Source organism: Brachybacterium tyrofermentans (assembly GCF_014897585.1).
Classification (GTDB): Bacteria; Actinomycetota; Actinomycetes; order Actinomycetales; family Dermabacteraceae; genus Brachybacterium; species Brachybacterium tyrofermentans.
Genome location: NZ_JABUXW010000007.1, coordinates 141,887 through 165,938, shown reverse-complemented (window position 1 = coordinate 165,938; position 24,052 = coordinate 141,887). Strand labels below are relative to the sequence as shown.

At 71.1% G+C, this 24,052-nt stretch carries 21 protein-coding genes; 13 read left to right on the top strand and 8 right to left on the bottom strand.

The window, feature by feature from the left end; translation table 11 throughout:
• The first annotated feature begins 46 nt into the window (after positions 1-46).
• The 5 genes from INT49_RS07020 to INT49_RS07000 all read left to right on the top strand — a co-directional run bounded on the left by INT49_RS07020 (position 47) and on the right by INT49_RS07000 (position 7,370).
• Positions 47-1,687 (top strand): xylulokinase, encoded by a 1,641-nt coding sequence (locus INT49_RS07020; RefSeq protein ID WP_193117001.1) that lies wholly within the window; start codon positions 47-49, stop codon positions 1,685-1,687.
• Between the two features lie 174 nt (positions 1,688-1,861).
• Positions 1,862-2,581, top strand: coding sequence for an L-ribulose-5-phosphate 4-epimerase (locus INT49_RS07015; RefSeq protein WP_193117000.1), 720 nt, complete (start codon positions 1,862-1,864; stop codon positions 2,579-2,581).
• A gap of 62 nt (positions 2,582-2,643) precedes the next feature.
• On the top strand, positions 2,644-4,152 hold the full coding sequence (araA, locus tag INT49_RS07010; protein WP_193116999.1) for an L-arabinose isomerase: 1,509 nt from the start codon (positions 2,644-2,646) through the stop codon (positions 4,150-4,152).
• A gap of 520 nt (positions 4,153-4,672) precedes the next feature.
• Positions 4,673-5,980, top strand: coding sequence for a D-arabinono-1,4-lactone oxidase (locus INT49_RS07005; protein WP_193116998.1), 1,308 nt, complete (start codon positions 4,673-4,675; stop codon positions 5,978-5,980).
• Positions 5,981-6,077: 97 nt separating this feature from the next.
• On the top strand, positions 6,078-7,370 hold the full coding sequence (locus tag INT49_RS07000; RefSeq protein WP_193117025.1) for an alpha-galactosidase: 1,293 nt from the start codon (positions 6,078-6,080) through the stop codon (positions 7,368-7,370).
• 40 nt (positions 7,371-7,410) lie between these two features.
• Here the strand turns inward: INT49_RS07000 and INT49_RS06995 are convergent, their stop codons facing one another.
• Together INT49_RS06995 and INT49_RS06990 are read right to left on the bottom strand one after the other, a co-directional pair.
• The gene (locus INT49_RS06995; RefSeq protein ID WP_226849900.1) at positions 7,411-8,124 is read right to left on the bottom strand and encodes a DUF1206 domain-containing protein; all 714 of its coding nucleotides are present in this window, start codon (positions 8,122-8,124) and stop codon (positions 7,411-7,413) included.
• The gene (locus INT49_RS06990) at positions 8,124-8,537 is read right to left on the bottom strand and encodes a carbohydrate ABC transporter permease (protein WP_226849899.1); all 414 of its coding nucleotides are present in this window, start codon (positions 8,535-8,537) and stop codon (positions 8,124-8,126) included. Before INT49_RS06990 ends, INT49_RS06995 begins: the two co-directional genes overlap by 1 nt.
• Positions 8,538-8,760: 223 nt before the next feature.
• Between INT49_RS06990 and INT49_RS06985 the strand changes: the two genes are divergently transcribed.
• Genes INT49_RS06985 through INT49_RS06965 form a run of 5 tightly spaced genes read left to right on the top strand, consistent with a single transcriptional unit; the run spans position 8,761 to position 12,641 of the window.
• A complete protein-coding gene (locus tag INT49_RS06985) occupies positions 8,761-8,928 on the top strand; it encodes a hypothetical protein (protein WP_193116996.1) in 168 nt (55 codons plus the stop codon).
• Between the two features lie 18 nt (positions 8,929-8,946).
• On the top strand, positions 8,947-10,068 hold the full coding sequence (locus INT49_RS06980; RefSeq protein ID WP_193116995.1) for an extracellular solute-binding protein: 1,122 nt from the start codon (positions 8,947-8,949) through the stop codon (positions 10,066-10,068).
• Positions 10,065-10,979, top strand: a complete 915-nt coding sequence (locus tag INT49_RS06975) for a carbohydrate ABC transporter permease (protein WP_193116994.1) — start codon at positions 10,065-10,067, stop codon at positions 10,977-10,979. Before INT49_RS06980 ends, INT49_RS06975 begins: the two co-directional genes overlap by 4 nt.
• Positions 10,969-11,907, top strand: a complete 939-nt coding sequence (locus tag INT49_RS06970; protein ID WP_193116993.1) for a carbohydrate ABC transporter permease — start codon at positions 10,969-10,971, stop codon at positions 11,905-11,907. The genes INT49_RS06975 and INT49_RS06970 overlap by 11 nt, the downstream gene beginning before the upstream one ends.
• Positions 11,904-12,641 (top strand): hypothetical protein, encoded by a 738-nt coding sequence (locus INT49_RS06965; RefSeq protein WP_193116992.1) that lies wholly within the window; start codon positions 11,904-11,906, stop codon positions 12,639-12,641. Before INT49_RS06970 ends, INT49_RS06965 begins: the two co-directional genes overlap by 4 nt.
• Positions 12,642-13,027: 386 nt before the next feature.
• Here INT49_RS06965 and INT49_RS06960 read toward each other — a convergent pair whose 3' ends face one another.
• From INT49_RS06960 to INT49_RS06945, 4 genes are all read right to left on the bottom strand, one after another.
• Entirely contained in the window at positions 13,028-13,816 is a 789-nt protein-coding gene (locus INT49_RS06960; RefSeq protein WP_193116991.1) for a sugar phosphate isomerase/epimerase family protein, read from the bottom strand.
• 50 nt (positions 13,817-13,866) lie between these two features.
• Positions 13,867-14,916 carry an alpha/beta hydrolase gene (locus INT49_RS06955; protein ID WP_193116990.1) on the bottom strand — a complete coding sequence of 350 codons (1,050 nt, stop codon included), beginning with the start codon at positions 14,914-14,916 and terminating at the stop codon, positions 13,867-13,869.
• Between the two features lie 55 nt (positions 14,917-14,971).
• On the bottom strand, positions 14,972-16,330 hold the full coding sequence (locus INT49_RS06950; RefSeq protein WP_226849881.1) for a BNR-4 repeat-containing protein: 1,359 nt from the start codon (positions 16,328-16,330) through the stop codon (positions 14,972-14,974).
• A 67-nt stretch (positions 16,331-16,397) separates the two neighbouring features.
• Positions 16,398-16,691: an L-rhamnose mutarotase gene (locus tag INT49_RS06945; RefSeq protein WP_193116988.1), complete on the bottom strand. Its 294-nt coding sequence runs from the start codon at positions 16,689-16,691 to the stop codon at positions 16,398-16,400.
• Between the two features lie 125 nt (positions 16,692-16,816).
• Here INT49_RS06945 and rhaI point away from each other — a divergent pair, with 125 nt between their 5' ends.
• From rhaI to INT49_RS06930, 3 genes are read left to right on the top strand one after another with little or no spacing between them, the layout of a single operon-like run.
• Complete coding sequence (gene rhaI / locus INT49_RS06940; protein WP_193116987.1) at positions 16,817-17,995, top strand: L-rhamnose isomerase; 1,179 nt, start codon at positions 16,817-16,819, stop codon at positions 17,993-17,995.
• A 2-nt stretch (positions 17,996-17,997) separates the two neighbouring features.
• Positions 17,998-20,073, top strand: coding sequence for a bifunctional aldolase/short-chain dehydrogenase (locus INT49_RS06935; RefSeq protein ID WP_193116986.1), 2,076 nt, complete (start codon positions 17,998-18,000; stop codon positions 20,071-20,073).
• Positions 20,070-21,614 carry a rhamnulokinase gene (locus tag INT49_RS06930; RefSeq protein WP_193116985.1) on the top strand — a complete coding sequence of 515 codons (1,545 nt, stop codon included), beginning with the start codon at positions 20,070-20,072 and terminating at the stop codon, positions 21,612-21,614. Before INT49_RS06935 ends, INT49_RS06930 begins: the two co-directional genes overlap by 4 nt.
• Here INT49_RS06930 and INT49_RS06925 read toward each other — a convergent pair.
• Together INT49_RS06925 and INT49_RS06920 are read right to left on the bottom strand one after the other, a co-directional pair.
• Positions 21,574-22,563: a LacI family DNA-binding transcriptional regulator gene (locus INT49_RS06925; RefSeq protein ID WP_193117023.1), complete on the bottom strand. Its 990-nt coding sequence runs from the start codon at positions 22,561-22,563 to the stop codon at positions 21,574-21,576. The genes INT49_RS06930 and INT49_RS06925 overlap by 41 nt on opposite strands.
• Before the next feature lie 108 nt (positions 22,564-22,671).
• A complete protein-coding gene (locus INT49_RS06920) occupies positions 22,672-23,970 on the bottom strand; it encodes an ABC transporter substrate-binding protein (RefSeq protein WP_193116984.1) in 1,299 nt (432 codons plus the stop codon).
• Positions 23,971-24,052: the final 82 nt, after the last annotated feature.

Genomic DNA, 24,052 nt, shown 5'->3' with positions numbered 1-24,052 from the left:
AATGTGAACGTTGACATTCGGCGGTGCCACCTGGTGGGATGACCCCATGACGCACGACGCCGTGTCCTCGCCGGACCTCTCCCGCCCCGATGCCGCCGCCCTCCTCGAGGCCGGCAGCGCCCACCTCGGCCTCGAGCTGGGCTCGACCCGGATCAAGGCCGCGCTGGTCGACGACTCCGGCCTCGTGCTCGGCACCGGGTCCCACGCCTGGGAGAACGAGTTCGCCGACGACAGCTGGACCTACTCGCTCGACGACGCCTGGTCAGGGATCCAGTCCTGCTACGCCGACCTCGTGCGCGATGTGCGCGAGCGCCACGGGGTCGAGCTCACCCAGCTCGCGAGCATCGGCATCTCCGCGATGATGCACGGCTACCTCGCCCTGGACCACGACGGGGAGCAGCTGGTCCCCTTCCGCACCTGGCGCAACACCTACACGGCCGACGCCGCCTCGCTGCTCAGCAGCACCTTCGACCTCAACATCCCTCTGCGCTGGAGCGTCTCGCATCTGCTGCATGCGATCCTCGGCGACGAGGAGCACGTGCCGCGCCTGGGCCAGCTCACCACCCTGGCCGGGTACGTGCACTCGAAGCTCACCGGGCGCTCCGTGCTCGGCGTGGGGGACGCCAGCGGCGTGTTCCCGATCGCCGTCTCGGGCGATGCCTTCGATCCCGAGCTGCTCGAGCGCTTCGCGGGCCTGGACGCCGTCACCGACCTCCCCTGGTCCCTGCCGGAGATCCTCCCCGAGGTGCTCGTGGCCGGGCAGGACGCCGGCACGCTGACCTCCGGAGGCGCCGCTCTGCTGGATCCGACGGGCGCCCTGCAGCCCGGCGCCGTGGCCGCTCCCCCGGAGGGTGACGCCGGCACCGGCATGGTCGCCACCCAGGCCGTGGACCCCCGCACCGGCAACGTCTCCGCGGGCACCAGCGCCTTCGCGATGGTGGTCCTGGAGAAGCCGCTGTCCGGGCCCCGCGAGGAGATCGACCTGGTCACCACGCCGTCCGGCGATCCCGTCGCGATGATCCACACCAACAACTGCGCGGGCGACCTCGACGCCTGGCTGGGCCTCTTCGGCCGCTTCGCCGAGCTGCTGGGACACCCCGTGGGCCCCGAGGAGCTGTACTCCACGCTCTTCGGCGCGGGTGCCGAGGGCGACGCCGACGCCGGCGGGGTGCTGAGCTACAACTACATCTCCGGCGAGCACCAGACGGCCGTGCCCTCTGGCCGACCCCTGCTGGTGCGCGAGCAGGAGGCCCGCTTCACGCTCGAGAACTTCATGCGCTCCCAGCTCTACGGCGCCTTCGGGGCGCTCGCGGTGGGCATGGAGGCGCTGCTGAAGGATGAGGGTGTGCACCTCGACGTCATGTACGCCCACGGCGGGATCTTCCGCACGAAGGGCATCGCCCAGCAGATCCTGGCCGACGCCCTCGCCACCCCGGTCGCCCTGGGCGAATCCGCCGGGGAGGGCGGAGCCTGGGGCATGGCGCTGCTGGCCGCGTACACCGCGTCGACCCGCCACGGATCGGCCGCCACCTCGCTCAGTAGCTTCCTGGCCGAGCAGATCTTCGCCTCCCAGGAGCTCTCCACCGTGCAGACCGACGAGGCCGGGATGGCCGGGCACGCGTCCTGGCTGGCCGGCTACCGCACCGGCCTCGAGGTCGAGCGGAGGGCCGGCGAGGTGCTCGCCTGAGCCTCTGACCGCTTCCTGTGATCGCCACCTGACGGCATCCCTCGCGCGGCACCGCGCACGTGCACCGGCCAGGCTCTGCCCCGCAGCACGTCCGACCTTCCGACCTCCGCCCCGTCGTCCTTCCGCCCGTCGACCGCCCAGCCCCAGCCCCAGCCCCGATCCAGGAGCCGCCCCATGACCCTCGTCCTCACCGACCTCCCCCAGGCCACCCAGGAGGCCGTCGCCGCGACCCGCGAGCGCGTCGCCGCCCTGCACGCCGAGCTCCCCCGCAACGGCCTCGTCGTCTGGACCGCCGGCAACGTCTCCGAGCGTGTGCCCGCCACCGATCCCGAGGTGCCCGGCCTGCTGGTCATCAAGCCCTCCGGCGTCTCCTATGACGAGCTCACCGCAGAGTCCATGGTGGTGTGCACCCTGGACGGCACGAAGATCGTCGACGGGACCCCCGATTCGCTCACCCCCTCCTCGGACACCGCGGCCCACGCCTACGTGTACGAGCACATGGACGAGGTGGGCGGCGTGGTCCACACCCACTCGACCTATGCGACCGCCTGGGCCGCCCGCGGCCAGGAGATCCCCTGCGTGCTGACGATGATGGGCGATGAGTTCGGCGGCCCGGTCCCCGTCGGCCCCTTCGCGATCATCGGCGACGACTCCATCGGCCGCGGCATCGTGGAGACCCTCTCCGGCCATCGCAGCCCGGCCGTGCTCATGCAGAACCATGGCCCGTTCACGATCGGCACGGACGCCCGCACCGCCGTGAAGGCCGCCGTGATGGTCGAGGAGGTGGCCCGCACCGTGCACATCTCCCGTCAGCTCGGTGAGCCGCTGCCCATCGCACAAGAGCACATCGACTCGCTCTACGACCGCTACCAGAACGTCTACGGCCAGCACTGACGCCGGCCCTGCCGCCCCGTCGGCACCGTCGATCCACCACCCCTGAACACTGGAGAACCCCCATGCAGAATCCCTTCGAAGCCCGCGAGATCTGGTTCCTGACCGGCAGCCAGGGCCTGTACGGCCCCGAGACGCTCGACCAGGTCGCCGAGCAGTCCCGCGTGATCGCCGAGACCCTCGACGCCGGCAGCTCGATCCCCGTGAAGATCGTCTGGAAGCCGGTGCTCACCGACCGCGACGCGATCCGCGAGACCGCCCTGGCCGCGAACGCCGATCCGGCCTGCGTGGGCGTCATCGCCTGGATGCACACCTTCTCGCCGGCGAAGATGTGGATCCAGGGCCTCGACGCCCTGCGCACCCCGCTGCTGCACCTGCACACGCAGGCCAACGTCGAGCTGCCGTGGGCCACGATCGACATGGACTTCATGAACCTCAACCAGGCCGCGCACGGCGACCGCGAGTTCGGCTACATCGCCACCCGCCTGGGCGTGAACCGCAAGACCGTCGTGGGCCACGCGAGCGACTCCGGCGTGCAGGAGAAGGTGGGCCGCTGGGCGCGCGCCGCCACCGGCTGGGCCGAGATGCACTCCCTGAAGCTGGCCCGCTTCGGCGACAACATGCGGGGCGTCGCCGTCACCGAGGGTGACAAGACCGAGGCCGAGCTGCGCCTGGGCGTCTCCGTGAACACCTGGGGCGTGAACGATCTGGTCGCGGTGGTCGACGCCGTGGAGGACAGCGCGATCGATGCGCTGGTCGCCGAGTACGAGGCGCAGTACGAGGTGGTCCCCGAGCTGCGGAAGGGCGGGGAGCGCCACGAGGCGCTGCGCTACGGCGCCCGCCAGGAGCTGGGCCTGCGCACCTTCCTCGACGAGGGCGGCTTCGGCGCGTTCACCACCAACTTCGAGGATCTCGGCGGCCTGCGTCAGCTCCCCGGTCTCGCCGTGCAGCGGCTGATGGCCGACAGGTACGGCTTCGGCGCCGAGGGCGACTGGAAGACCGCGATCCTGGTGCGGGTCGCCGCGGTGATGGGCCACGGCCTGCCCGGCGGCGCCTCCCTCATGGAGGACTACACCTACGAGCTCACCCCCGGCAGCGAGAAGATCCTCGGCGCGCACATGCTCGAGGTCTCCCCCTCGCTGACCACCTCCAAGCCCTCGCTCGAGATCCACCCGCTGGGGATCGGCGACCGGGAGGACCCGGTGCGCCTGAAGTTCTCGGCCGACGCCGGCCCGGCCGTCGTGGTCGCCCTCTCGGACATGCGGGAGCGCTTCCGGCTGGTCGCCAACGTGGTGAAGGTGGTCGAGCCCGAGCACGAGCTGCCGAAGCTGCCGGTGGCCTGCGCCGTCTGGGAGCCCGCGCCCGATTTCGCGACCTCCGCGGAGTGCTGGCTGACCGCCGGCGCCGCTCACCACACGGTGATGAGCAACGCCCTGGATCTCGAGGTGTGGCGGGACCTCGCCCAGATCGGCGATATCGAGCTCGCCGTGATCGACGAGGACACCACGGTGCGCTCCTTCGCCCAGGAGCTGCGCACCAACCAGGTCTTCTACCGCCTCGGCCAGGGTTTCTGAGCCAGGCCCGGCTCGCCGCAGCCCGCTCCAGGGTCGCTCAGCCCGCTCAGCTCGCCGCAGCCCGTTCCAGGGTCGCTCAGTGAGGCAAAGGTGGGGGAATGAGAGCAGCATTCCCCCACCTTTGCCTCGCTGAGGGCGCCGATCCCCGCTGAGGGTGCCGATCTGCGGTGAGGGCGACGACCCGCGGCGAGGCAGCGGAGCCCCGGACACCGTGACCTTCCCGCCCTGTCCGGGTGAGTTCTGCGGCGTCACGACCGATAGTGGGCGCGGCATCGGTCCTGGGGCGACAATTCTGGTGCGGTGCACTCGGCGGGCGTGCCCGGTCTGCGCACCCGGCGGACGTGCCCGGCCTGCGCACTCGGCGCGCGTGCCCGGTCTGCGCACCCGGCCGACGTGCCCGGCTGACGTCGCCGATCAGCGCACCCGGCCACGCCGAACCCACGCCCGCGCCCACGCCGGCTTCACACCGCACTCCGACCACGACCACGACCACGACCACGACCACGACGAGGTGGACCGCATGACCTCCCAGAACGCGACGTCCGCCGGCAGCGCCTCCGGCCCGGAGCTCGCCCGGCCCGGCCTCAGCTGGTCCGGCACCGTCGACTACGGCCCCGGGCCTCTGCACGCCCCCACGTCCGTGGACCAGCTGCGCGCGCTCGTCGGCCGCAGCGGCCGGATCCGTGCGCTCGGCACGCGCCACTCGTTCTCCGCGGTCGCGGCGAGCGACGCGGACCTGGTCACCCTCGCGATGATGCCGTCGGACCTCGAGTTCGACACCGCCGCGCGCACCGTACGGGTCGCGGCCGGGGTGCGCTACGGCGAGCTCGCGGTCGCGGCCGCCGAGGTCGGTCTGGCGCTGGCGAACACCGGCTCGCTCCCCCACATCTCGGTGGGCGGGGCGAGCGCGACCGGCACCCATGGCTCGGGCGACGCCAACCGCTCGCTCGCCTCCGCCGTGCGCGCGGTCGAGCTGGTCACGGCGGGCGGGGACCTGCTGACGCTCTCCCGCGAGGGGGATCCCGAGATCTTCGACGGGGTGGTGCTCTCCCTCGGCATGCTCGGCGTGGTCACCCACCTGACACTCGACCTCGTGCCCGCCTTCTCGATGCGCCAGAGCGTGCATCTGGACCTGTCGCCGCAGGCCATGACCCAGGAGGCGCTCTCGGACCAGCTCGGTGCGGGCTACAGCGTGAGCCTGTTCCACCGCTGGGACGGCCGCATCGCGCAGGCCTGGGTGAAGCAGGTGGTGGACGTCGACGCGCCCCTGCCCGACCAGTGGCACGGCGGGCACCGCGCCACCCATCCCGTGCACCCCCTGCCCGACCTGCCCGCGGATCCCTGCACCGACCAGTCCGGGCAGCCGGGGCCGTCGCACGAGCGCCTGCCGCACTTCCGCCTCGAGTTCACCCCGAGCAATGGCGAGGAGATCCAGTCGGAGTACTTCGTGACCCGAGAGCAGGTGGCCGACGCGCTGGCCGCGGTGACGGACCTCGGCGAGCGGATCCGTCCGCTGCTGCACGCCTCCGAGGTGCGCACCGTTGCGGCCGACGACCTCTGGCTCTCCCCCGCCCACCAGCGCGACAGCGCCTGCGTGCACTTCACGTGGAAGCAGCTGCCGGCCGAAGTGGAGGCCCTGCTGCCGGAGATCGAGGAACGGCTGGCACCCTTCGCCCCGCGCCCCCACTGGGGCAAGGTCTTCACCACCGATCCGGAGACGGTGCGCGCACAGTACGCCCGCCTCGAAGACTTCCAGGCTCTGCGCAACCGGATGGACCCGGACCGGGTGTTCCGCAACGCCTACGTCGACCGCCTGCTCGGAGAGTGATCTGATGAAGAACCCCCGCTCGACCTCGACACCAGAACCAGCCTCTGCACGAGCACCAGCACCAGCACCAGCACCAGCCGACCCCTCCCGCCCGCCGATGGGCTGGAACAGCTGGGACTGCTACGGCACCACCGTCACCGAGGAGGAGGTGCTGGCCAACGCCAGCTTCCTCGCCGAGCACCTCGCCCCGTACGGCTGGGACACGGTGGTGATCGACATCGACTGGTCGGACCCGTCGGCCCGTTCCCACGGCTACAACGCGGACGCCCCGCTGGTCATGGACGAGCAGGGACGGCTGCTGCCGGACCCCGGACGCTTCCCGAGCTCCGCGGACGGGGCCGGCTTCGGGCCGCTCGCCGCGCAGCTCCACGGCCTGGGCCTGCGCCTGGGCATCCACGTGATGCGCGGGGTCCCCCGCCGCGCCGTGGCCGCGAACACCCCGATCGTGGGCAGCACGCTGCGCGCCTCGGACATCGCAGATCCCACCAACTCCTGCGAGTGGAACCCGGACATGGTGGGCATCGACCACACCGTGCCGGGCGCGCACGCCTACTACGACTCGGTGCTCGCGCTCTATGCCTCCTGGGGCGTGGACTTCCTCAAGGTCGACGACATGCTGTGGCCCTACCAGGCCGCCGAGATCGAGGCGTTCTCCGCCGCGATCGAGGGCTGCGGCCGGCCGATGCAGCTGAGCCTGTCACCGGGCCGCGACCTGTCGCTGACCCGCCTGCCGCATCTGCGCGAGCACGCGACCATGTGGCGGATCTGCGATGACCTCTGGGATCGCTGGGAGGACGTCGAGGCGAACTTCGCGCGCTTCGCCCGCTGGGCCCCGTACTCGGGCCCGGACGGCTGGGCCGACGGAGACATGCTCCCGCTGGGGCGCATCGGGATCCGCGCCGAACGGGGCGAGCCGCGCCATGATCGGCTCACCCCCGAGGAACGTCGCACCCTGATGACGCTGTGGGTGATCGCCCGCTCCCCGCTGATGATCGGCGGCGACCTGCAGAGCTCCGATCCAGGGACGATCGCCCTGTTCCAGAACGCCGCTGTGCTCGAGGTGCTCCGCGCGTCCTCCGGCAACCGCGAGGTGTTCCGTGAAGGGCCGCTGGTCCTGTGGACGGCCGACGGGGAATCCAGCATCCGCTACGTCGCCGCCTTCAACCTCGGTGAGGACGAGCTGGCCGTCGCGCTGGACAGCCAGGACGTGGGCCTGCCCGCGCAGCCCGACGGCGAGGTCACCGAGCTGTGGAGCGGCAGCCCCGTCACCGCGCGGCCGGTCACCGTGCAGTCCGACGACGCGCGCGGCGTGGCCCCGGGATCGTCGGCGCTCGACGTGGTGATCCCCGCGCACGGCGCTCTGCTGCTGAGATACGACCCGGCTCGCTGAGGCGAGGACGCGCAGGGCACCCGGCCACGCCTCCTGCCCGCTACATCGCCTGGTAGCGGGACCGCAGCGCGCTGTGGACGCCGAAGAGGATCAGCCCCACCCCGATGAGCAACAGCATCGCCACGCCCGCAGGCAGCCCCGCCATGGTCGTCAGCGCCCCGTCGAGCCCGGTCGCCTTCTCCGGGTCCGCGGAGATCGCGGCCCATCCCAGCAGCACGCCGACCGCCGTCAGCGCGAATCCCTTTGCGATATAGCCGACGATCCCGGTGATCCGCAGCGCCGCTCCGACGCTCCGGGCCCCGCTGCGCTCCAGCTGCCGGAGGAAGCGACGGGTGACCCCGACGACCACGAAACCGATCCCGATGCCGATCACGACAGCGCCTGCGAGGAGCACCAGCGCGCGCCCCGGGCCCGAGCCCAGCAGGCCCGCCGTGGCGGACTGCGTCTGCGCGCTCGAGGACGACCCACCGCCTGCGGCGAAACGCAGAACCATCCCCGACAGGCCCGCGTAGACCGCTGCTGGGCCCGACCACCGCAGCGCGTCCACCACGGCGGCCTTCACCTCGTGGCCGCGGCGGGCGGCGAACCAGGTGCGCAGCAGGAACCACAGCGCCAGGATCGCCATGACCAGCCCGCCGGCCCACAGCAGGATCCGCCCGCCGGGTGCCTGCGCGATCATCGCCATCGCCCCGGTCTGATCCGCGCTGCCCCCGGAGTCCCCGAGCGCGAGCCGCACGGCGATCCATCCGATCATCACGTGCACCAGCCCACCCAGCGTCCGGAGGTCGCGAAGGCAAGTGCGGTGAAGGCCATGATCACGACGAAGAGGATCCACGCGATCGCCGAGCCGTAGCCCATGTGGTAGAAGCGGAACGCCTCATCGAAGAGCATCGGGACCGCCATCTGGCTGGCGTTGTCGGGCCCGCCGCCGGTGAGGATGAAGACCTGCGCGAAGACCTGGAAGGAGCCGATGATCCCCATGATCAGGTTGAAGAAGATGACCGGGGTGAGCTGGGGGAAGGTGACCGACCAGAACTGGCGGCGCCCGGAGGCTCCGTCGATCTCTGCGGCCTCGTAGAGCTCCTTGGGGATGCCGTTCATGCCGGCCAGCAGCAGGATCGTGCCGCCTCCCGCCTGCCACAGCGACATGAGGATCAGGGCCGGCATCACAGCGCGAGCTGAGCGCCGCCACCGTCCGATCGCTCGGCAACCGGTGGCAATTTCGCCGCTCCGTCGCGGGTATGCGCTGTCCTTTCCCCTCGGCATCCCACCCTCGAGGATGAGGAGGACGCCGGCCGCGGCCTTCCGGGACGGTGCACCGATGCGCTGATCCCGGCCCCGAGGAGAGGTCCCGAGCGCAGCTGCGCCGAGGTCCGCCGAGAGGAGTCCGATGTCGTTCACCCGCCGCTCGCTGCTCACCGGATCAGGAGCCGTCGCCGTCGGACTGGGCGCCGCCGCCTGTGGTTCCGGGGAAGCGGCCGATCCTGACGTCCCCGTCGACCTCGAGGTCGACGACGCCGCTCTCGACGGCACGATCAGCCTGCTCACCCCGGACTAAGTCGGTGACGACAGGACCGTGCTCGACGAGGACGTGATCGCGCCGTTCACCGAGCGCACCGGAGTCACCGTCTCGGTCGACCAGGTGGACTGGAACAAGCTCAACGAGAAGATCTCCACCGGGATCGCCGGCGGAATCATCGCGGATCTCATCATGACCGGCGTGGGCTGGACACAGCCGTTCGCGCAGAAAGGGATCTTCGCCGAGATCCCCGCCGACTTCATCGAGAGCCTGGGGTTCGACGAGAGCGTGCTCGCCCCCGCCCGCTTCGAGGGCCGGTACTACTCGCTCCCGCAGGCCCTGGACCTGAGATTCCTCGGCTACCACCCCGAGATGTTCGAGGCGAAGGGCATCACGGAGCCGCCCACGACGATGGAGGAGCTCGCCGACGTGGCCCAGGAGCTCACGGGGGACGGCGTCGTCGGCCTGGACTACCTCTCCGGCAGCGCGGGCGGCGCCCGGCAGGCCTTCGTGTTCCTGCTCTACGCCTTCGGCGGCACCATGTTCAGCGAGGACGGCCTGACCGCGACCCTCCACGAGGAGCCGGGACGGCTCGCCCTGCAGTGGATGCTCGATCAGATGGACTCCGGGGCGATCGACTACGACCTGCGGGCCCCCGAAGGTCAGCCCTCCCCGTTCCAGCAGAGGAAGGCGGCCATGTCGCTGGTCGCCACCGGCAACTGGCCGACCTGGCAGCAGATGACCCCGGAGCTCTGCGAGGAGGGGGCCGTCGGGGTGTTCCTCATGCCTCCCGGCGCCGGCGGGAAGCCGGTCATGTTCCAGGGCGGGACGTTCATCTCGATCTCCAGCCTCTCCCAGAACAAGGACGCCGCAGGAGCCTTCATGAAACACATGCTCGATCCGGAGTTCCTCGGCATCGCCAATGCCGCCATCGGCAAGGTCCCCCCGACACCGGACATCCCGGCGAATGACGAGATCGAATCGAGCCTCCTGACCCGGTTCGCGCTCGAGAACCTCGAGTATGCCGGGGCCACCGAAGGCGGAACCGCCGCGTACATGCAGATCCGCACGAATCTGGACGGCATCACCGAGGGCTGCCTGACGCGGAAGAAGAGCGTCGACGAGACGCTCGAGGACATGAAGTCGCTGTGCGACGACGCGATCAGCAGGCTCCGATGAGCGCCGCCGCTAGCCCGACCACCGACGTCCGTCGACGGTCCGTACGCACCGCGGAGCGCCGGTGGGGTCTGCTGCTCGCCGCCCCCGCGACGCTGCACACGCTGCTCTGGATCGGCGTGCCGATCATCGTCGCCTTCGTGCTGAGCTTCACCGCGTACGACATCATCCATGCCCCGGAGTTCTCCGGGTTCGAGAACTACGCGATCATCTTCACCGATGGCCTCTTCTGGCGGTCGGTCCTGCACAACGTGATCATCGCGGCCGTGGGCATCCCCATCTCGATGTTCCTCGCCCTCGTGTTCGCGGTCCTGCTCAACCGCGCGATCCCCGGTCGAGGCCTGTTCCGCGTGATGGTGTTCCTCCCGCACATCACCGCGACCGTCGCCGTGGCGATGATCTGGCTGTGGATCTACAACCCGTCCGAGAACGGCCTGATGAACGTCGTGCTCGGCGTGGTGGGGATCGGTCCGCTGCCCTTCCTCACGAACCCTGACCTCGCCCTCGCCTCCGTCATCCTGGTGACGATCTGGCAGGGAATCGGCCTGAAGATGCTCATCTACCTGGCCGCACTGCAGGGGGTGGACGGCCAGCTGTACGAGGCCGCCGATCTCGACGGTGCGAGCTTCGTGCAGAAGTTCACCCACGTGACCGTGCCGATGCTGCGCCCCGCGACGTTCTTCATCCTCATCACGTCGCTCATCGCGAACTTCCAGACCTTCGATCTGATCTACATCCTCACCGAGGGTGGTCCCGCCAACTCCACGTCGGTGGTGACCTACCGCATCTACCAGACCGCGTTCCAGGAGTTCCGCGTGGGCCTCGCCAACGCCCAGTCGGTGATCCTGCTGCTGATCCTGATCGTGCTGGCCTTCCTGTCCCGCCGGATCGTCGGAGGCTCCGATGACGACTGAAACCCGTCCCGAGATCGTTCCCGCCCCGAGATCCTCGGCCGCCGCGCCGCGGACGACGAGCCTGCGGCGGCAGAAGCGGATCGCCACCACCGCGATCATGGTGTTCCTCATCGTCGCGTCCCTCCTGATGGCCGCCCCGTTCCTGTGGATGGCCCTGTCCTCGATCCGGGACCCCACAGAGCTGGCGAAGGTCCCGATGCCGCTGATCCCTCAGGACCTGCGGCTGGAGAACTACACCGAGGCGCTGACCCGCGCTCCCTTCGCGATCTACGCCCGCAACAGCCTCATCCTGGCGACCGCGGCCGCCGTGCTCAACGTGGCCTTCGGATCCGCATGCGGCTACGCGCTCGCGAAGATGCGCTTCCGGCTCGCGCCAGCCATCTTCGGATGGATGGTCGCGTGCATCATGATCCCGTTCTACGCGACCGTGATCCCGGTGTTCCTCATGGTCCGCCACATGCCGCTGTTCGGCGGGAACTCGATCTTCGGCGCCGGCGGCACCGGCTGGATCGACACCTGGTGGGCGCTCATCGTGCCCGGGGCGATCTCCCCGTTCATGGTGTTCCTGTTCCGGCAGTTCTATGTCTCCACCCCCTCCGAGCTGATCGAGGCCGCACGTCTCGACGGAGTAAGCGAGTTCGGGATCTACACCCGCATCATCACCCCGCTGATCATGCCCGGGCTGCTGACCGTCGCCCTGCTCAGCTTCGAGGCGGGCTGGAACAACTTCCTGTGGCCGCTGCTGGTGACGACCTCGGAGAACCTGCGGGTGATCCAGGTGGGGATCTCATCCTTCCGTCAGGAGGCCGCGACGGACTGGCACCTGCTGATGGCCGGCACCACGATGGCCGCGGTCCCGATGATCATCCTGTTCCTGATCTTCCAGCGCTACTTCGTGCAGGGCTTCGCGGCCTCGGGGATCAAGTGACCACGCGAGCTCCCGCGGCCCCCGCGGCCCCCGCAGGCCCGTCGGTGCTGCCGACGGACCTGCGAGGCCCCGGCGTCCCCGTGCCCACGACGCCGGAGCACGCCCGCGGCCGCTCCCGTTTCGAGATGGGCATCGGCCGACGCGACCCGTTGGAGGCGCGCGGCCTGGTCCGCCTCCTCACCAAGCCGGCCGCGTTCCTCGCGGCGAACTGGGCGGCGCTGCTGGGGATCCTCTCGGTGGTGGGCATCGTGCCGGCGCTGGCGGGCGCCACCCGCACCACCTCCGACCTCGCGCAGTACGAGGACGCCGCCTTCAGGACGACGCTCGGCCACGTGCGCCGCACGCTTCGTCGTGATGCCCCGATGTCGATCCTGCTGCTCCTCGTGCTCGGCGGGATCGGGACGAACGCCCTGGTGCTGCCCCAGATGGACGCTTCCATGCGCGTGTTCGCGGTGGGCCTGATGCTGCCGGTGATGTGGCTGATGATCGCCCTGCTGAGCGCCTACGTCGCCGCCGCCTCGCGAGACCAGCACGCCGAACGCGCCGCGATCGTGCTGGGCGCCGTGACGCTCGTGATGAGGCGACCGCTCGCGGCGCTTGTCGCGCCTGCCCTCGTCGCCGTGCTGTCTCCGCTGTGGCTGCTCGCCCCGCTGACGATCGCCTGCGGCGTCAGCGTCCCGGCCTGGGTGGTGGGCCGGGTGTGGGGCGACCCGACAGTCGAGGGGCCGGGCTGAGCCCGGCTCATCCTCCCGTGGCGCCCGGCCCGGCCCGGCCTGACCTGACCTGACCTGCCATCGGCGCCTGGCCCGACCCGCCCTAGGCGCGTGGCCCCGCCCAGCCTGCACGGCCCGGACCGCCGCCCCCCTGTCCAGATCACCCGTCCCCCGGCCCAGCGCGGCGGTCGGTTCGTATCCGGTGGCGCTATACGAGCAGGGAACCCCGTATAGGCCCCTCCTTGCTCGCCACGCGCCAGTGGATGCGCGGCCCAGACCAGGCGTGGACGCACGCGGCCCAGACCAGGCGTGCACACCCGCGGCCCAGGCCTGGCGCGCCCGCACGCGGCCCAGACCAGGCGCGCCCACCCGCGACCCAGGCCAAGCGCCCCCGCCCACGACCCAGGTCAGGCGTGGACGCTCGCGGTGACGGGATCCGCGGCACGCAGGGCCGCGAGCGCCGGACCGGCCTCGGTGGCGAGGTCGGCCCACGTGCACTCGATCGAGACGCGGCCTCGGTAGCCGCCGTCGCGCAGCGCTCGCAGGAACTCCGCGAGGGGCCAGTCCCCCTGACCGGGCGGGATGCGGCCGGAATCGGCGATGTGGGCGTGGGCCACGCGCCCGGCCAGCTCGCGAACCACGTCGAGGGACTCGTGCTCGAGCATGATGTGGAACAGGTCCGCCACGACGCGGATGTCTCCCATCCCGAACTCGTCGAGGAACTCGACCGCCTCGGCCAGGGAGTTGATCTGATCGGTCTCGCCGCGGTGCAGGGGCTCGAGGATCACCTCGAGGTCGTTGACCGCGGCGATCTCCCGGGCGATCGACACCGATCGTGCGAACTGACGGCGCGCGTCGGCGCGGGACACGCCCTCCGGGATCCGCCGTGCGGCGCCGCTGCCGAGCACCACGAACGCGCCGGGTGCCGCGGCCTCCGCGATCGCCGCGAAGGCGACCCGCAGGTAGGCGTGGGTCTGCTCGAGCGGGAACGCCGGATCGGAGAGGTGGTGGTCGGCCGGGCAGAGCACCGCGAACGACGGCGCGGGCTCGCGTCTCCGCAGCGCCGGATCCGCATGCCAGGTGCCGTCCTCGTGCTGCACCAGGAGGTTCCCGACGACGGTCGGCTCGAGATAGTCGGCCCCGGCGGCGAGCGCGGCATCCGCGTCCCGATCAGGGGTGATGATTCCGTGCTGCATGGATCCTCCTTGATCCGGGCCGGTGCACGCTGCTCCGGCCCACGTGCTGCTCACAGCTCGCGGACGAGCTGTCCCATCCGGTCCATCGACTGGCGCGCCTCGGCCAGGCCCACCCGGTTCAGGTGGCCGTGGCACACGCCGCGGCGCACCGCAAACTCCACGTCGACCCCGGCCACCCGGAGCTGCTCGGCGTAGCGGCGGCCGCCGACCCGGAGGTCGTCGTACTCATCGGCCTCGATGTAGGTGCGAGGCAGCCCGGCCAGCTGCTCCCGGGTGGCCAGGCCCGGGAAGTCGTAGGGGGTCGCCTCCTCGAGCGGACGACCGATGTAGTTGCCGGACATGGCCTGCATCGTCTCGCGGGGGAAGCGCAGCATCGGCGGGGTCAGGGCGAGCGCCGCGGACTCCTCGGCGTCGGGTTCGGGCCGCAGCGGGTGGGTGACGGGGTACATGAGCAGGGACGCGGCGAGCAGCGTCCCCTCATCGGCCAGGCGCAGGGACGCCGCCGCGGCGAGGTCCCCGCCGGCGCTGGCTCCGCCGATCGCGACCCGCGCGGGGTCGATGCCGAGGGCGCCCGCGCTGTCGCGGGTCCAGGCCACAGCGGCGCAGACGTCGTCCAGCGGGATCGGCGCGGTCACGTGCTCGGGACCGCCCGGGAACGGCCGGCCCGGGGAGCCGTCGATCTCGTCGCACAGCCGGTAGTCGACGGAGACCACGACGGCGTCCGCGCGTCCGGCGACCCCGCGGGACACGTGGTCGCCCTCGGGCATGTCAAGGTCTCCGTGCATGAAGCCGCCGCCGTGCAGCCACACCAGGCACGGGCGAGGCCCGTCGGCCGCGGCCTGCGGGGTGTAGACGCGCACGGGGACGGGGCCGTGGGGGCCGGGAATCTCATGGCTCTCGATCAGCAGCCCCCATTCCTCGGGCGGGCCGTAGGGGGCATCCCAGACGCGGTGGGCCTCAGGGTCGACATCCTCCCAGGTGGCGACGTCGCCGAGGAGGCTCAGGCGTCGTTCCATCTCGAGCAGCCCGGTCGGGGCTGCGACGCCGGGGCTCTGGTCGCTGGGTGCGGGGCGGAGGTCCGGGGTGGTCGGCTCGGTCATGGGGTGAGGGCCTTTCGAGAGGACGACGGGGGCGTCGAGACGGGCCGGGACGGCGTCAGCGCGGGCTACTGTGCAGCACGATCTCGCAGTCGTAGTCCTGCGAGGAGCGCATCTCGCCGCGGAACCAGAGCAGATGGGTGGTGGTCGGGTCGCCCGGCGCGACGATCGGGCGAAGGTTGTCGAACCCTGGGTTCTCTGCGGCCTCGGTGATCGCCGTCCATTCCCAGCGTCGTCCCTCGTCGGCGGTGTGTCCACGGTAGATCTCATGGTGGGCATGGCGGGTCCCGTCGCGCGGATCGATCGGCGTGGAGATGTGCACGGTGTCCACGTCGTACGGGTCGATCGCGGCGAGGCCCGAGTAGTCCTGCTCATGGGGCAGCAGACCAGGCCCGGCCTGTGCGAGCGGCGAGAGCGTCCACTCCCCGTCGGCCCCGAGGCGGCCGTAGACCAGGCGCAGGTCGGGGACGGGCACGTTCCGGCCCAGGTCGGAGCCGTCCGGTTCGGCGACGTGGTCGGCGCGGGCTGTCATCACCGCAGCGAGCTGACCGCCGGCCTCGCGGATGTCGGTGGTCCACGCGTGGCTGAGCCGCGCGCCGCCGAGCCCCGTGCCGCTGTCGAGCCCCGCACCGCCGTCGAGCCCCGTGTCGCCGTCGAGCACAGCGCCCGCGGCGAGGACCGTGGTCAGCTGAGCCTGGTCCGGGGCGGGCTCGGCGAACAGCTCGGACGCCAGGGCTCGGCCGGCGCTGTCGTGCAGGCGGCCCGCGGAGATCGTGCCGTGGTAGATCGAGTTGTCGTAGTCGCGCGGATGGTGGTCGGTGACCAGCACATGCAGGCCGTCGTCGCCGTCGGCGTAGCGGGAGTACCCGTTGACGTACCCGATCTTGGGCCTGCCGAACACCCGGCCCGCGTACGCCCAGGTGTCGCCGTGATCGTCCGAGACGAGAGCGCAGGGATCATCGTTCACGGCGCGGGCGGCGCAGTACAGCCGCCCGTCGATCTCGTGGAGGTTGGAGTAGGTGACGCCGCGGCCGCCGGTGTGCTCGGACCAGTCGTAGCTGCGCTCCTCGCCCCAGCGGGTCGGGTCGCCGGGCTCGCTGATCCGCCAGTGGGTGAGGTCGTCGGTCTTGTGCCGGGCGTAGACCGCGAGCCAGCGCCCGTCCGGCCGACGCCACAGCGCGGGCACGTCATGGTCATCGGCCTCGAACCCGGGATGGAGGGTGAGAACCTGCGCGGCGCCGGTGGCGAGATCGACGACGGTGAGGTCGAGATCACCCGTGCGCTCCGCGCCGTCGGTCCCGCCCCCGGAGGCGATGGAGCCGACGACGAGCAGCCCGGTCTCGGGATCGACGAGGGCGCGCTCGTCCTGGAACCAGCACCAGGCGCCGTTGGGGTTGATGACCTGGGGTGTTGTCATGCTCATCGGGATCTTCCGCTCATCGGGTGGGACCTGCGCCCCGGTCTGCTCGGGCCGTGCAGCGGGCTCAGGCGAGGTGGAAGTACTGCGGGAGCATCTCTTTGTCCCCGCCGCCGTCGGTGAAGAACTCCGCCATCGCCGCCTCCCAGCGCGGGCTCACCGCCGCGCGGGCCATCGCCTCCTGCGCGGCCTCGACGTCGTCGGCCTCGAAGTAGCCGACGACCATGCCGTCCTGCGCCCGCAGGAACAGAGTGTAGTTCCTCCATCCTGCGACGGCAAGCGCTTCCCGCATGCCGGCCCAGACGTTCTGATGCGCCGCGACGTAGTCGGCGAGCTTCTCGGGCTGCCTCCGCACCTCCATCTCGGCTGCGTGCTAGGCTCCCGTTGAGTCGTTTCAAGCGCGGTGCCATGGCCGCTCGACGTCGCACCGACCATCCCGTCACCGTCGACCGAGTCCCGGCAGGATCTTCGAAGGAGCATCACCTCATGACCACTCCCACCACCCTCCCCGCCGACGTCGCCCGCGACCTCGCCGAGTTCTCCATCGAGGTCCCCAGCTGGGGCTACGGCAACTCCGGCACCCGCTTCAAGGTGTTCGGCACGCCCGGCACCCCGCGCGACCCCTTCGAGAAGATCGCCGACGCCGCGCAGACCCATGCCTTCACCGGGTCCGCGCCGCGCGTCTCGCTGCACTACCCCTGGGACAAGGTCGAGGACTTCGGCGCGCTGCGGGAGTACGCCGCCGAACAGGGCATGACGCTGGGCATGATCAACTCCAACACCTTCCAGGACGACGTGTACAAGTTCGGCTCCCTCACCCACGGCGACAAGTCCGTGCGGCGTCGGGCGATCGACCACCATCTCGAGTGCATCGACGTCATGCGCGCCACCGGCTCGAAGGAGATGAAGATCTGGCTGGCCGACGGCACGAACTACGCCGGTCAGGACTCGATCCGGGCCCGTCAGGACCGCCTGGCGGAGTCCCTCCAGGAGATCTACCTGGGCCTCGGGGACGAGGAGCGCCTGGTGCTGGAGTACAAGTTCTTCGAGCCGGCGTTCTATCACACCGATGTTCCGGACTGGGGCACGAGCCTGCTGCACTGCCTGGCCCTCGGCGAGAAGGCCCAGGTGGTGCTCGACACCGGCCATCATGCCCCCGGCACCAACATCGAGTTCATCGTCGCCCAGCTGCTGCGCCAGAACCGTCTGGGCGCCTTCGACTTCAACTCCCGCAACTACGGGGACGATGACCTCATCGTGGGCGCCGCGGATCCGTTCCAGCTGTTCCGGATCCTCTTCGAGATCGTGCAGCGGGATGCGCACCGCCCCGCGTCGGGCGTGAACTTCATGCTCGATCAGTGCCACAACCTGGAGTCGAAGATCCAGGGCCAGATCCGCTCCGTGCTCAATGTGCAGGAGACCCTCGCGAAGGCTCTGCTGGTGGACCGCGAAGCCCTCTCCGCCGCGCAGACCAGCAACGACGTGCTGCTCGCGAACGACATCCTCATGGACGCCTTCTGGACCGACGTGCGCCCGGCGCTGGCCGCCTTCCGCGAGGAGCGCGGCCTGCCCGCGGATCCCTTCGGGGCGTTCCGCGCGAGCGGCTACGAGGAGAAGGTCGCCGCGGAGCGCGTGGGCGGGAACCAGATGGGATGGGGAGCCTGAGCATGACCAGCACGAACACCACCACCAACACCGACCCGACGCCGGTCGATCCGACGGTCGCGGCGCTCCTGGCGCGCTCGAACGCGCTCGGCGCCGACCCGGCGAACACCAACTACGCCGGCGGCAACACCTCCGCGAAGGGCGCCGCCCTGGATCCGGTCACCGGCGAGGAGACCGAGCTGCTGTGGGTCAAGGGCTCCGGCGGCGACCTGGGCACCCTCACGGAGATGGGCCTCGCCGTGCTGCGGCTGGACCGTGTGCGCGCGCTGCGCGAGGTGTACCCGGGCGTGGAGCGCGAGGACGAGATGGTCGCGGCCTTCGACTACTGCCTGCACGGCACGGGCGGCGCGGCACCGAGCATCGATACGGCGATGCACGCCCTGGTCGACGCACCGCACGTCGATCATCTGCACCCCGACGCCGGGATCGCCCTCGCGACCGCGGCCGACGGCGAGCGCCTCACCCGTGAGTGCTTCGGCGACGCCGTGGTGTGGGTCCCGTGGCGCCGCCCGGGCTTCCAGCTGGGCCTGGACATCGCTGCGATCAAGGAGGCGAACCCCGGCGCGATCGGCTGCATCCTCGGCGGGCACGGCATCACCGCCTGGGGCGCGACGTCGGACGAGGCGCAGGAGAACTCCCTGCGGATCATCGCCGAGGCGACAGCGTTCCTCGAGCGCACCGGAGCGGCCGAGCCCTTCGGGGCGCACGAGGCGAGTCGCGAGGCACTGCCCGAGGCGGAGCGGCGGGCGAAGGCGTCGGCCCTGTTCCCGGTGATCCGCGGGCTCGCCTCGACCGATGCCCCGATGATCGGACACTGGACGGACACCGACGCGGTCCACGAGTTCCTCGCGAGCGTGAAGCTCGCGCCGCTCGCCGAGCTCGGCACGTCGTGCCCGGACCACTTCCTGCGCACCAAGGTGAAGCCGCTGGTGCTGGACCTTCCGTCGGGCGCTTCCGTCGAGGAGTCGATCGCGCGGCTCACAGAGCTGCACGAGGCCTACCGGGCGGACTACTCCGCCTACTACGAGCGCCACGCCGACGCGGACTCCCCCGCGATGCGTGGCGCGGATCCGGCGATCGTGCTGGTCCCGGGCGTGGGCATGTTCAGCTTCGGGGCCGACGCGCAGACTGCGCGCGTGGCCGGCGAGTTCTACGTCAACGCGATCGCCGTGATGCGTGGCGCCGAATCGGTCTCGACCTATGCCCCCATCGAGGAGTCCGAGAAGTTCCGCATCGAGTACTGGGCCCTGGAGGAGGCGAAGCTGCAGCGCAAGCCGGCACCCAAGCCGCTCGCGACCCGGGTGGCGCTCGTGACCGGTGGCGGCTCCGGCATCGGCAAGGCCACCGCGACCCGCCTGGTCGCCGAGGGTGCCTGTGTGGTCATCGCCGATCTGAATCTCGAGAATGCTCAGGCTGTCGCCGAGGACCTCGGCGGGCCGGACAAGGCCGTGGCGCTGAGGGCCGACGTCTCCGACGAGCAGGCCGTGGTGCAGGCCGTGGCGGACGCCGTCCTCGCCTTCGGCGGGCTCGACCTCATCGTCAACAACGCCGGGCTCTCGCTGTCCAAGCCGCTGCTGGAGACCACCGCGAAGGACTGGGACCTGCAGCACGACGTCATGGCGCGCGGCAGCTTCCTGGTCTCCCGGGAGACGGCGCGGGTGATGATCGCCCAGGCCATGGGCGGGGACATCATCTACATCTCCTCGAAGAACTCCGTCTTCGCCGGCCCCAACAACATCGCCTATTCCGCCACCAAGGCGGATCAGGCGCATCAGGTGCGGCTGCTCGCGGCGGAGCTCGGCGGGCACCAGATCCGCGTCAACGGGATCAATCCTGACGGGGTGGTGCGCGGCTCGGGCATCTTCGCCGGCGGCTGGGGTGCCTCGCGTGCCAAGGTGTACGGCGTGCAGGAGGAGGATCTCGGGGAGTTCTACGCCCAGCGCACCCTGCTCAAGCGCGAGGTGCTGCCGGAGAACGTGGCCAATGCCGTGTTCGCGCTGACCGCCGGGGACCTCTCGCACACCACCGGGCTGCACGTCCCGGTCGATGCCGGCGTCGCCGCCGCCTTCCTGCGATGAGCGCGCGCCACCCCGGCCCCGCAACCGCCCCAGCCGCGCTCGCGGTGGCGGCGGTCGACCTGGGCGCCACGTCGGGCCGCGTGATGCTCGGAGTGATCGAGGGGGGCCGGATCGAGCTGGTCCCGGCGCACCGCTTCGAGAACCACCTCCGCGACGTGGATGGCCACCCGAGCTGGGACATCGATGCCCTCTGGGCCGAGGTGCAGCAAGGGCTGCGGGCCGCGCATGCGGGCGCGGTGGAACGTGGCCTCGCCGGCCTGTCCTCGATCGGCATCGACTCCTGGGCCGTGGATTACGGCGTCGTGGGGCCCGATGCTCCCGGGGAGAGCGACTCCCCCGAACCCGGCAGCGGCGAGATCCTGGGCGAGGTGATCGCCTACCGCGACCACCGCACCGACGGGGTCGCCGACTCCTTCGCCGAGCAGCTCTCCCGGGAGCGGCAGTACGAGCTCACCGGCATCGCCCAGCAGCCCTTCAACACGCTCTACCAGCTGCTGGCCGACGACCGCACGCCCAGCCTCCCCGTCGGTTCGACCCTGCTGATGGTCCCTGACCTGCTCGGGTACCTGCTCACGGGGCAGCGTCGCACCGAGGTCACCAACGCCTCCAGCACCGGGATGCTCTCGGTGGCCGAGCATGACTGGTCCGAGGAGATCCTGACCGCCGCCGGGGTGGACCGGAACCTCCTGGCACCGCTGATCGAGCCCGGCGAGCGCCTGGGGACGGTGCGTCCGCAGCTGGCCCGTGAGCTCGGGATCGGCGAGGTCCCGGTGGTGGCCGTCGGCTCCCATGACACGGCGTCGGCGGTGCTCGCGGTGCCGGCCCCGCAGGATGCCTTCCCGATCGCCTACATCTCCTCGGGGACCTGGTCCCTCATCGGCCTCGAGCTGCCGTCGGCGGTCCCCTCGTCGGCCGCCCTCGAGGCGGGCTTCACCAGTGAGGGGGGCATCGACGGAACGTTCCGGTTCCTCAAGAACGTGGCCGGGATGTGGCTGGTCAGCGAGTCGATCCGGCAGTGGGAGGAGGGCGGCGCGCGCGTCGACCTCGGTGATCTGCTGGCCGCCGCGGCGCTCATGCCCGCGAACCGCTTCCGGATCGACCCGACCGATCCGGCCTTCCTCGCCCCCGGCCGGATGGCGGACCGGGTGACGCTCGCGGCCCGTCCGCTGGAAGGAGAGGACGAACGCCCCCGCACCCCGGCCCAGCTCGTGCGGTGCATCCTGGAGTCCCTCGCCGAGACCTACCGCGACGAGCTCCACACCGCCTGCCGTCTCGCCCGGCTCCCCCTGCCCGAGCGCCTGCACGTGGTGGGCGGCGGCAGCCAGAACGCCCTGCTCAACCAGCTCACCGCGGACGCGCTCGGCCTCGAGGTCGTGGCCGGGCCGGTGGAGGCGACCGCACTGGGGAACGTGGCTCTGCAGGCGCGCTCCCTGGGGGCCGTCTCGACGCGTCCCGGGTCCTTACGGGACCTGGTCCGCGCGAGCGTGCAGCTCGAGGTGTTCAGCCCGTCGTCGACTCCCGCTCCACCAGCGTCGGGGTGAAGCTCACGTGCCGGGGCGGGGCGTCTGGAGTGGCGATCTCCTCCTCGAGCAGGGCGAGGGCGGTGCGGCCCATGAGGTCCGCGGGCTGGGCCACAGAGGTCAGCGGCACCACGGTGGAGCTCGCGAACGCGATGTCGTCGTAGCCGACCAGGGCGATCTCCTCGGGCACGGCGATCTGGTGACGGAAGGCGAAGGCCTGCAGCACGCCGACGGCGAGCAGATCGTTGACACAGAACAGGGCGTCGGGCCGCTCCGCCGCGGTCCGCTCCACGATCCGCATCCCGGCGGCGCGACCGGCGAGCACGGTGAGGTCCTCCGCCTCGAGCACCTCGAGCTCGATGCCGGCGGCCTCCGCGGCGCGGCGCGCGCCCGTCAGCCGATCCGCGACCTGCCGGAGGTCCTGCCGGGCCGCGACCACGCCGAGGCGGCGTCGGCCCAGCTCGGCGAGGTGGCGCACGGCGATCTCGCCCCCGGCGATGTCGTCGACCCCCACGGAGGATCCGCCGACGTCCTCACGGCTGCTCTCGACGAGCACGACGGGGGTTCCCCGACGCCGGATCCCGTCGACCAGCTCCTGGGCGCCGCCGGTCGAGGCGAGCAGGATGCCGCGCACCCGCTGCTCCTCGAACAGCGAGAGGTACAGCCGTTCGCGCTGCTCCCGGTTTCCCGTGCTGCCGGCGATGACCGCGAGGGACGAATCCTCGGCGGCCGCCTCGATGCCGCCGACGAGCTGGCCGTAGAACGGGTTCCCGGAGTCGAGCACGATGGCGCCGACGGTGCGGGACTGGCCGAGCTTGAGCTGCCGCGCGGCGTCGTTGCGCACGTACCCGAGCTCCGCGATGGCCGCCTCGACCCGCTCCCGGCGATCCGTGGAGACGATGTCCGGGCGGTTCAGGACATTGGAGACGGTGCCCACCGAGACGTTCGCGTGCCGCGCGACGTCCTTCATGCTCACCAGATGAGCTCCGGCCACTCCCCCACGCTCCTCAGCTGGTCGGCGTCGGTCCCGCAGCTGCGAACCACGAGTCCATGATCTGGCGACTTTATCGTGGCCGGATCACCCGAGGGCACCAGCCGCCTCGTCGACCGCCGCCGCGCCGGCATCCGCGGGGTCGGCACGACCGAACAGGACGTCCTCGACGCAGCGGGCCAGGACATCGTCCGCGGCGCCGCCGCCCGGCGGGGTGATGGGCGGCGGGTCGCCCAGCTCGTCCGCGATGGCCTCGATGAAGTCCACTGCTTTGAGGTCGGAGTCCGTGAGGTCGGGGACGATGCTCTCGCGGACGTCGAGATTGGCGGGCACCCCTCGCTCGGCCAGCAGGATCTTCCCGGCGTCGGGGTCGTTGACGAGCCAGTCGATGAAGGCCACTCCCTCGTCCTGCGTCGTGGAGGTCGCGGCGATCGAGAAGTACATCGACGCCTTGTACCAGAGCTGCGCGTCGGCGGCCTTGCCGGTCATCGACGGCATCCTGAGGATCACGACCTTGCCGTCGAGCGAGGCATCGAGGGTCACCACCTGGTTGGACCACTGCGACTGCAGGCCGCACTTCCCGACGGCGAACAGGGACTGGTCGACGGACTGGCCCGCCTCCTCCACGGCCACCGAGGCGGGCGGGGCGGCGCCGCTGTTCTGCAGGTCGAGCACGTAGTCCATCCACTGCTGGAGCTGCTCGGCCGTGTACCCGAGGCCGTCGGGGCCGAACCGGTCCGCACCGAGCTGGCGCAGGTACACGGACAGCGGCGGGCCCCCGGCCGCTCCGAACTGCTGGACTCCGTACGTGCCGTCCTCGGTGGCGTCGGTGATCCGAGTGGCGATGTCGGCGAGGTCGTCCCAGGTCCAGGTGGTGTCATCGGGCATCTCGACCCCTGCGGCCTCGAACACGTCCGGGTTCGCCAGGAGCACCGGGGCGTTGATCCCGGCGTTGAGGGCGAACAGCCCGTCGTCCACCCGACCGGCATCGAGAGCCGCCTCGTCGACGGCGGACGTGTCCAGGTCGGTGGTCCCGAGATCCAGGAGGATGTCCCGGCTGGAGTATTCGGCGAGGTACCCCTCGTCCATCTGGATCACGTCGGGCGCGTCCCCGCCCGCGATCTGGGTGGCGAGCTTGTCCCAGTAGCCGCCCCAGTCACCCGGCTCCGCGGAGATCGTGAGATCCGGCGCGACCTCCTGGTACGCCGAGATCGCCGCCTTCGTCAGCTCGTCGCGGCGAGGATTCCCCCACCAGGCGAAGCGCAGGGACCCCGACCCAGATTCATCGCCTCCCCCACCGCCGGACGCGTTGGGCCCGCAGGCGGAGAGCGAGCCGAGGGACACCAGGGCTGCAGGGAGGGCGAGGGCGGTGCGACGAGTGGGCATGGACGATCTCCTTCGATCGGCGGGTCCGAGGACCCCGAGTGGCAGGAGTCTAGGCACGGCGGTTGAAACGTGTAAACCCTTT

What these genes read in the sequence shown, in the direction of transcription:
- INT49_RS06990 (WP_226849899.1), bottom strand. Translation starts at nt 8,537, where the DNA reads ATGCCGGCCCTGATCCTCATGTCGCTGTGGCAGGCGGGAGGCGGCACG.
- araA (WP_193116999.1), top strand. Translation starts at nt 2,644, where the DNA reads ATGCAGAATCCCTTCGAAGCCCGCGAGATCTGGTTCCTGACCGGCAGC.
- INT49_RS06985 (WP_193116996.1), top strand. Translation starts at nt 8,761, where the DNA reads ATGTCGTTCACCCGCCGCTCGCTGCTCACCGGATCAGGAGCCGTCGCC.
- INT49_RS07015 (WP_193117000.1), top strand. Translation starts at nt 1,862, where the DNA reads ATGACCCTCGTCCTCACCGACCTCCCCCAGGCCACCCAGGAGGCCGTC.
- INT49_RS07020 (WP_193117001.1), top strand. Translation starts at nt 47, where the DNA reads ATGACGCACGACGCCGTGTCCTCGCCGGACCTCTCCCGCCCCGATGCC.
- INT49_RS06925 (WP_193117023.1), bottom strand. Translation starts at nt 22,563, where the DNA reads ATGAAGGACGTCGCGCGGCACGCGAACGTCTCGGTGGGCACCGTCTCC.
- INT49_RS06930 (WP_193116985.1), top strand. Translation starts at nt 20,070, where the DNA reads ATGAGCGCGCGCCACCCCGGCCCCGCAACCGCCCCAGCCGCGCTCGCG.
- INT49_RS06955 (WP_193116990.1), bottom strand. Translation starts at nt 14,916, where the DNA reads ATGACCGAGCCGACCACCCCGGACCTCCGCCCCGCACCCAGCGACCAG.
- INT49_RS06960 (WP_193116991.1), bottom strand. Translation starts at nt 13,816, where the DNA reads ATGCAGCACGGAATCATCACCCCTGATCGGGACGCGGATGCCGCGCTC.
- INT49_RS07000 (WP_193117025.1), top strand. Translation starts at nt 6,078, where the DNA reads ATGGGCTGGAACAGCTGGGACTGCTACGGCACCACCGTCACCGAGGAG.
- INT49_RS06920 (WP_193116984.1), bottom strand. Translation starts at nt 23,970, where the DNA reads ATGCCCACTCGTCGCACCGCCCTCGCCCTCCCTGCAGCCCTGGTGTCC.
- INT49_RS06950 (WP_226849881.1), bottom strand. Translation starts at nt 16,330, where the DNA reads ATGACAACACCCCAGGTCATCAACCCCAACGGCGCCTGGTGCTGGTTC.
- INT49_RS06935 (WP_193116986.1), top strand. Translation starts at nt 17,998, where the DNA reads ATGACCAGCACGAACACCACCACCAACACCGACCCGACGCCGGTCGAT.
- INT49_RS06945 (WP_193116988.1), bottom strand. Translation starts at nt 16,691, where the DNA reads ATGGAGGTGCGGAGGCAGCCCGAGAAGCTCGCCGACTACGTCGCGGCG.
- INT49_RS06970 (WP_193116993.1), top strand. Translation starts at nt 10,969, where the DNA reads ATGACGACTGAAACCCGTCCCGAGATCGTTCCCGCCCCGAGATCCTCG.
- INT49_RS06975 (WP_193116994.1), top strand. Translation starts at nt 10,065, where the DNA reads ATGAGCGCCGCCGCTAGCCCGACCACCGACGTCCGTCGACGGTCCGTA.
- rhaI (WP_193116987.1), top strand. Translation starts at nt 16,817, where the DNA reads ATGACCACTCCCACCACCCTCCCCGCCGACGTCGCCCGCGACCTCGCC.
- INT49_RS06995 (WP_226849900.1), bottom strand. Translation starts at nt 8,124, where the DNA reads ATGATCGGATGGATCGCCGTGCGGCTCGCGCTCGGGGACTCCGGGGGC.
- INT49_RS07005 (WP_193116998.1), top strand. Translation starts at nt 4,673, where the DNA reads ATGACCTCCCAGAACGCGACGTCCGCCGGCAGCGCCTCCGGCCCGGAG.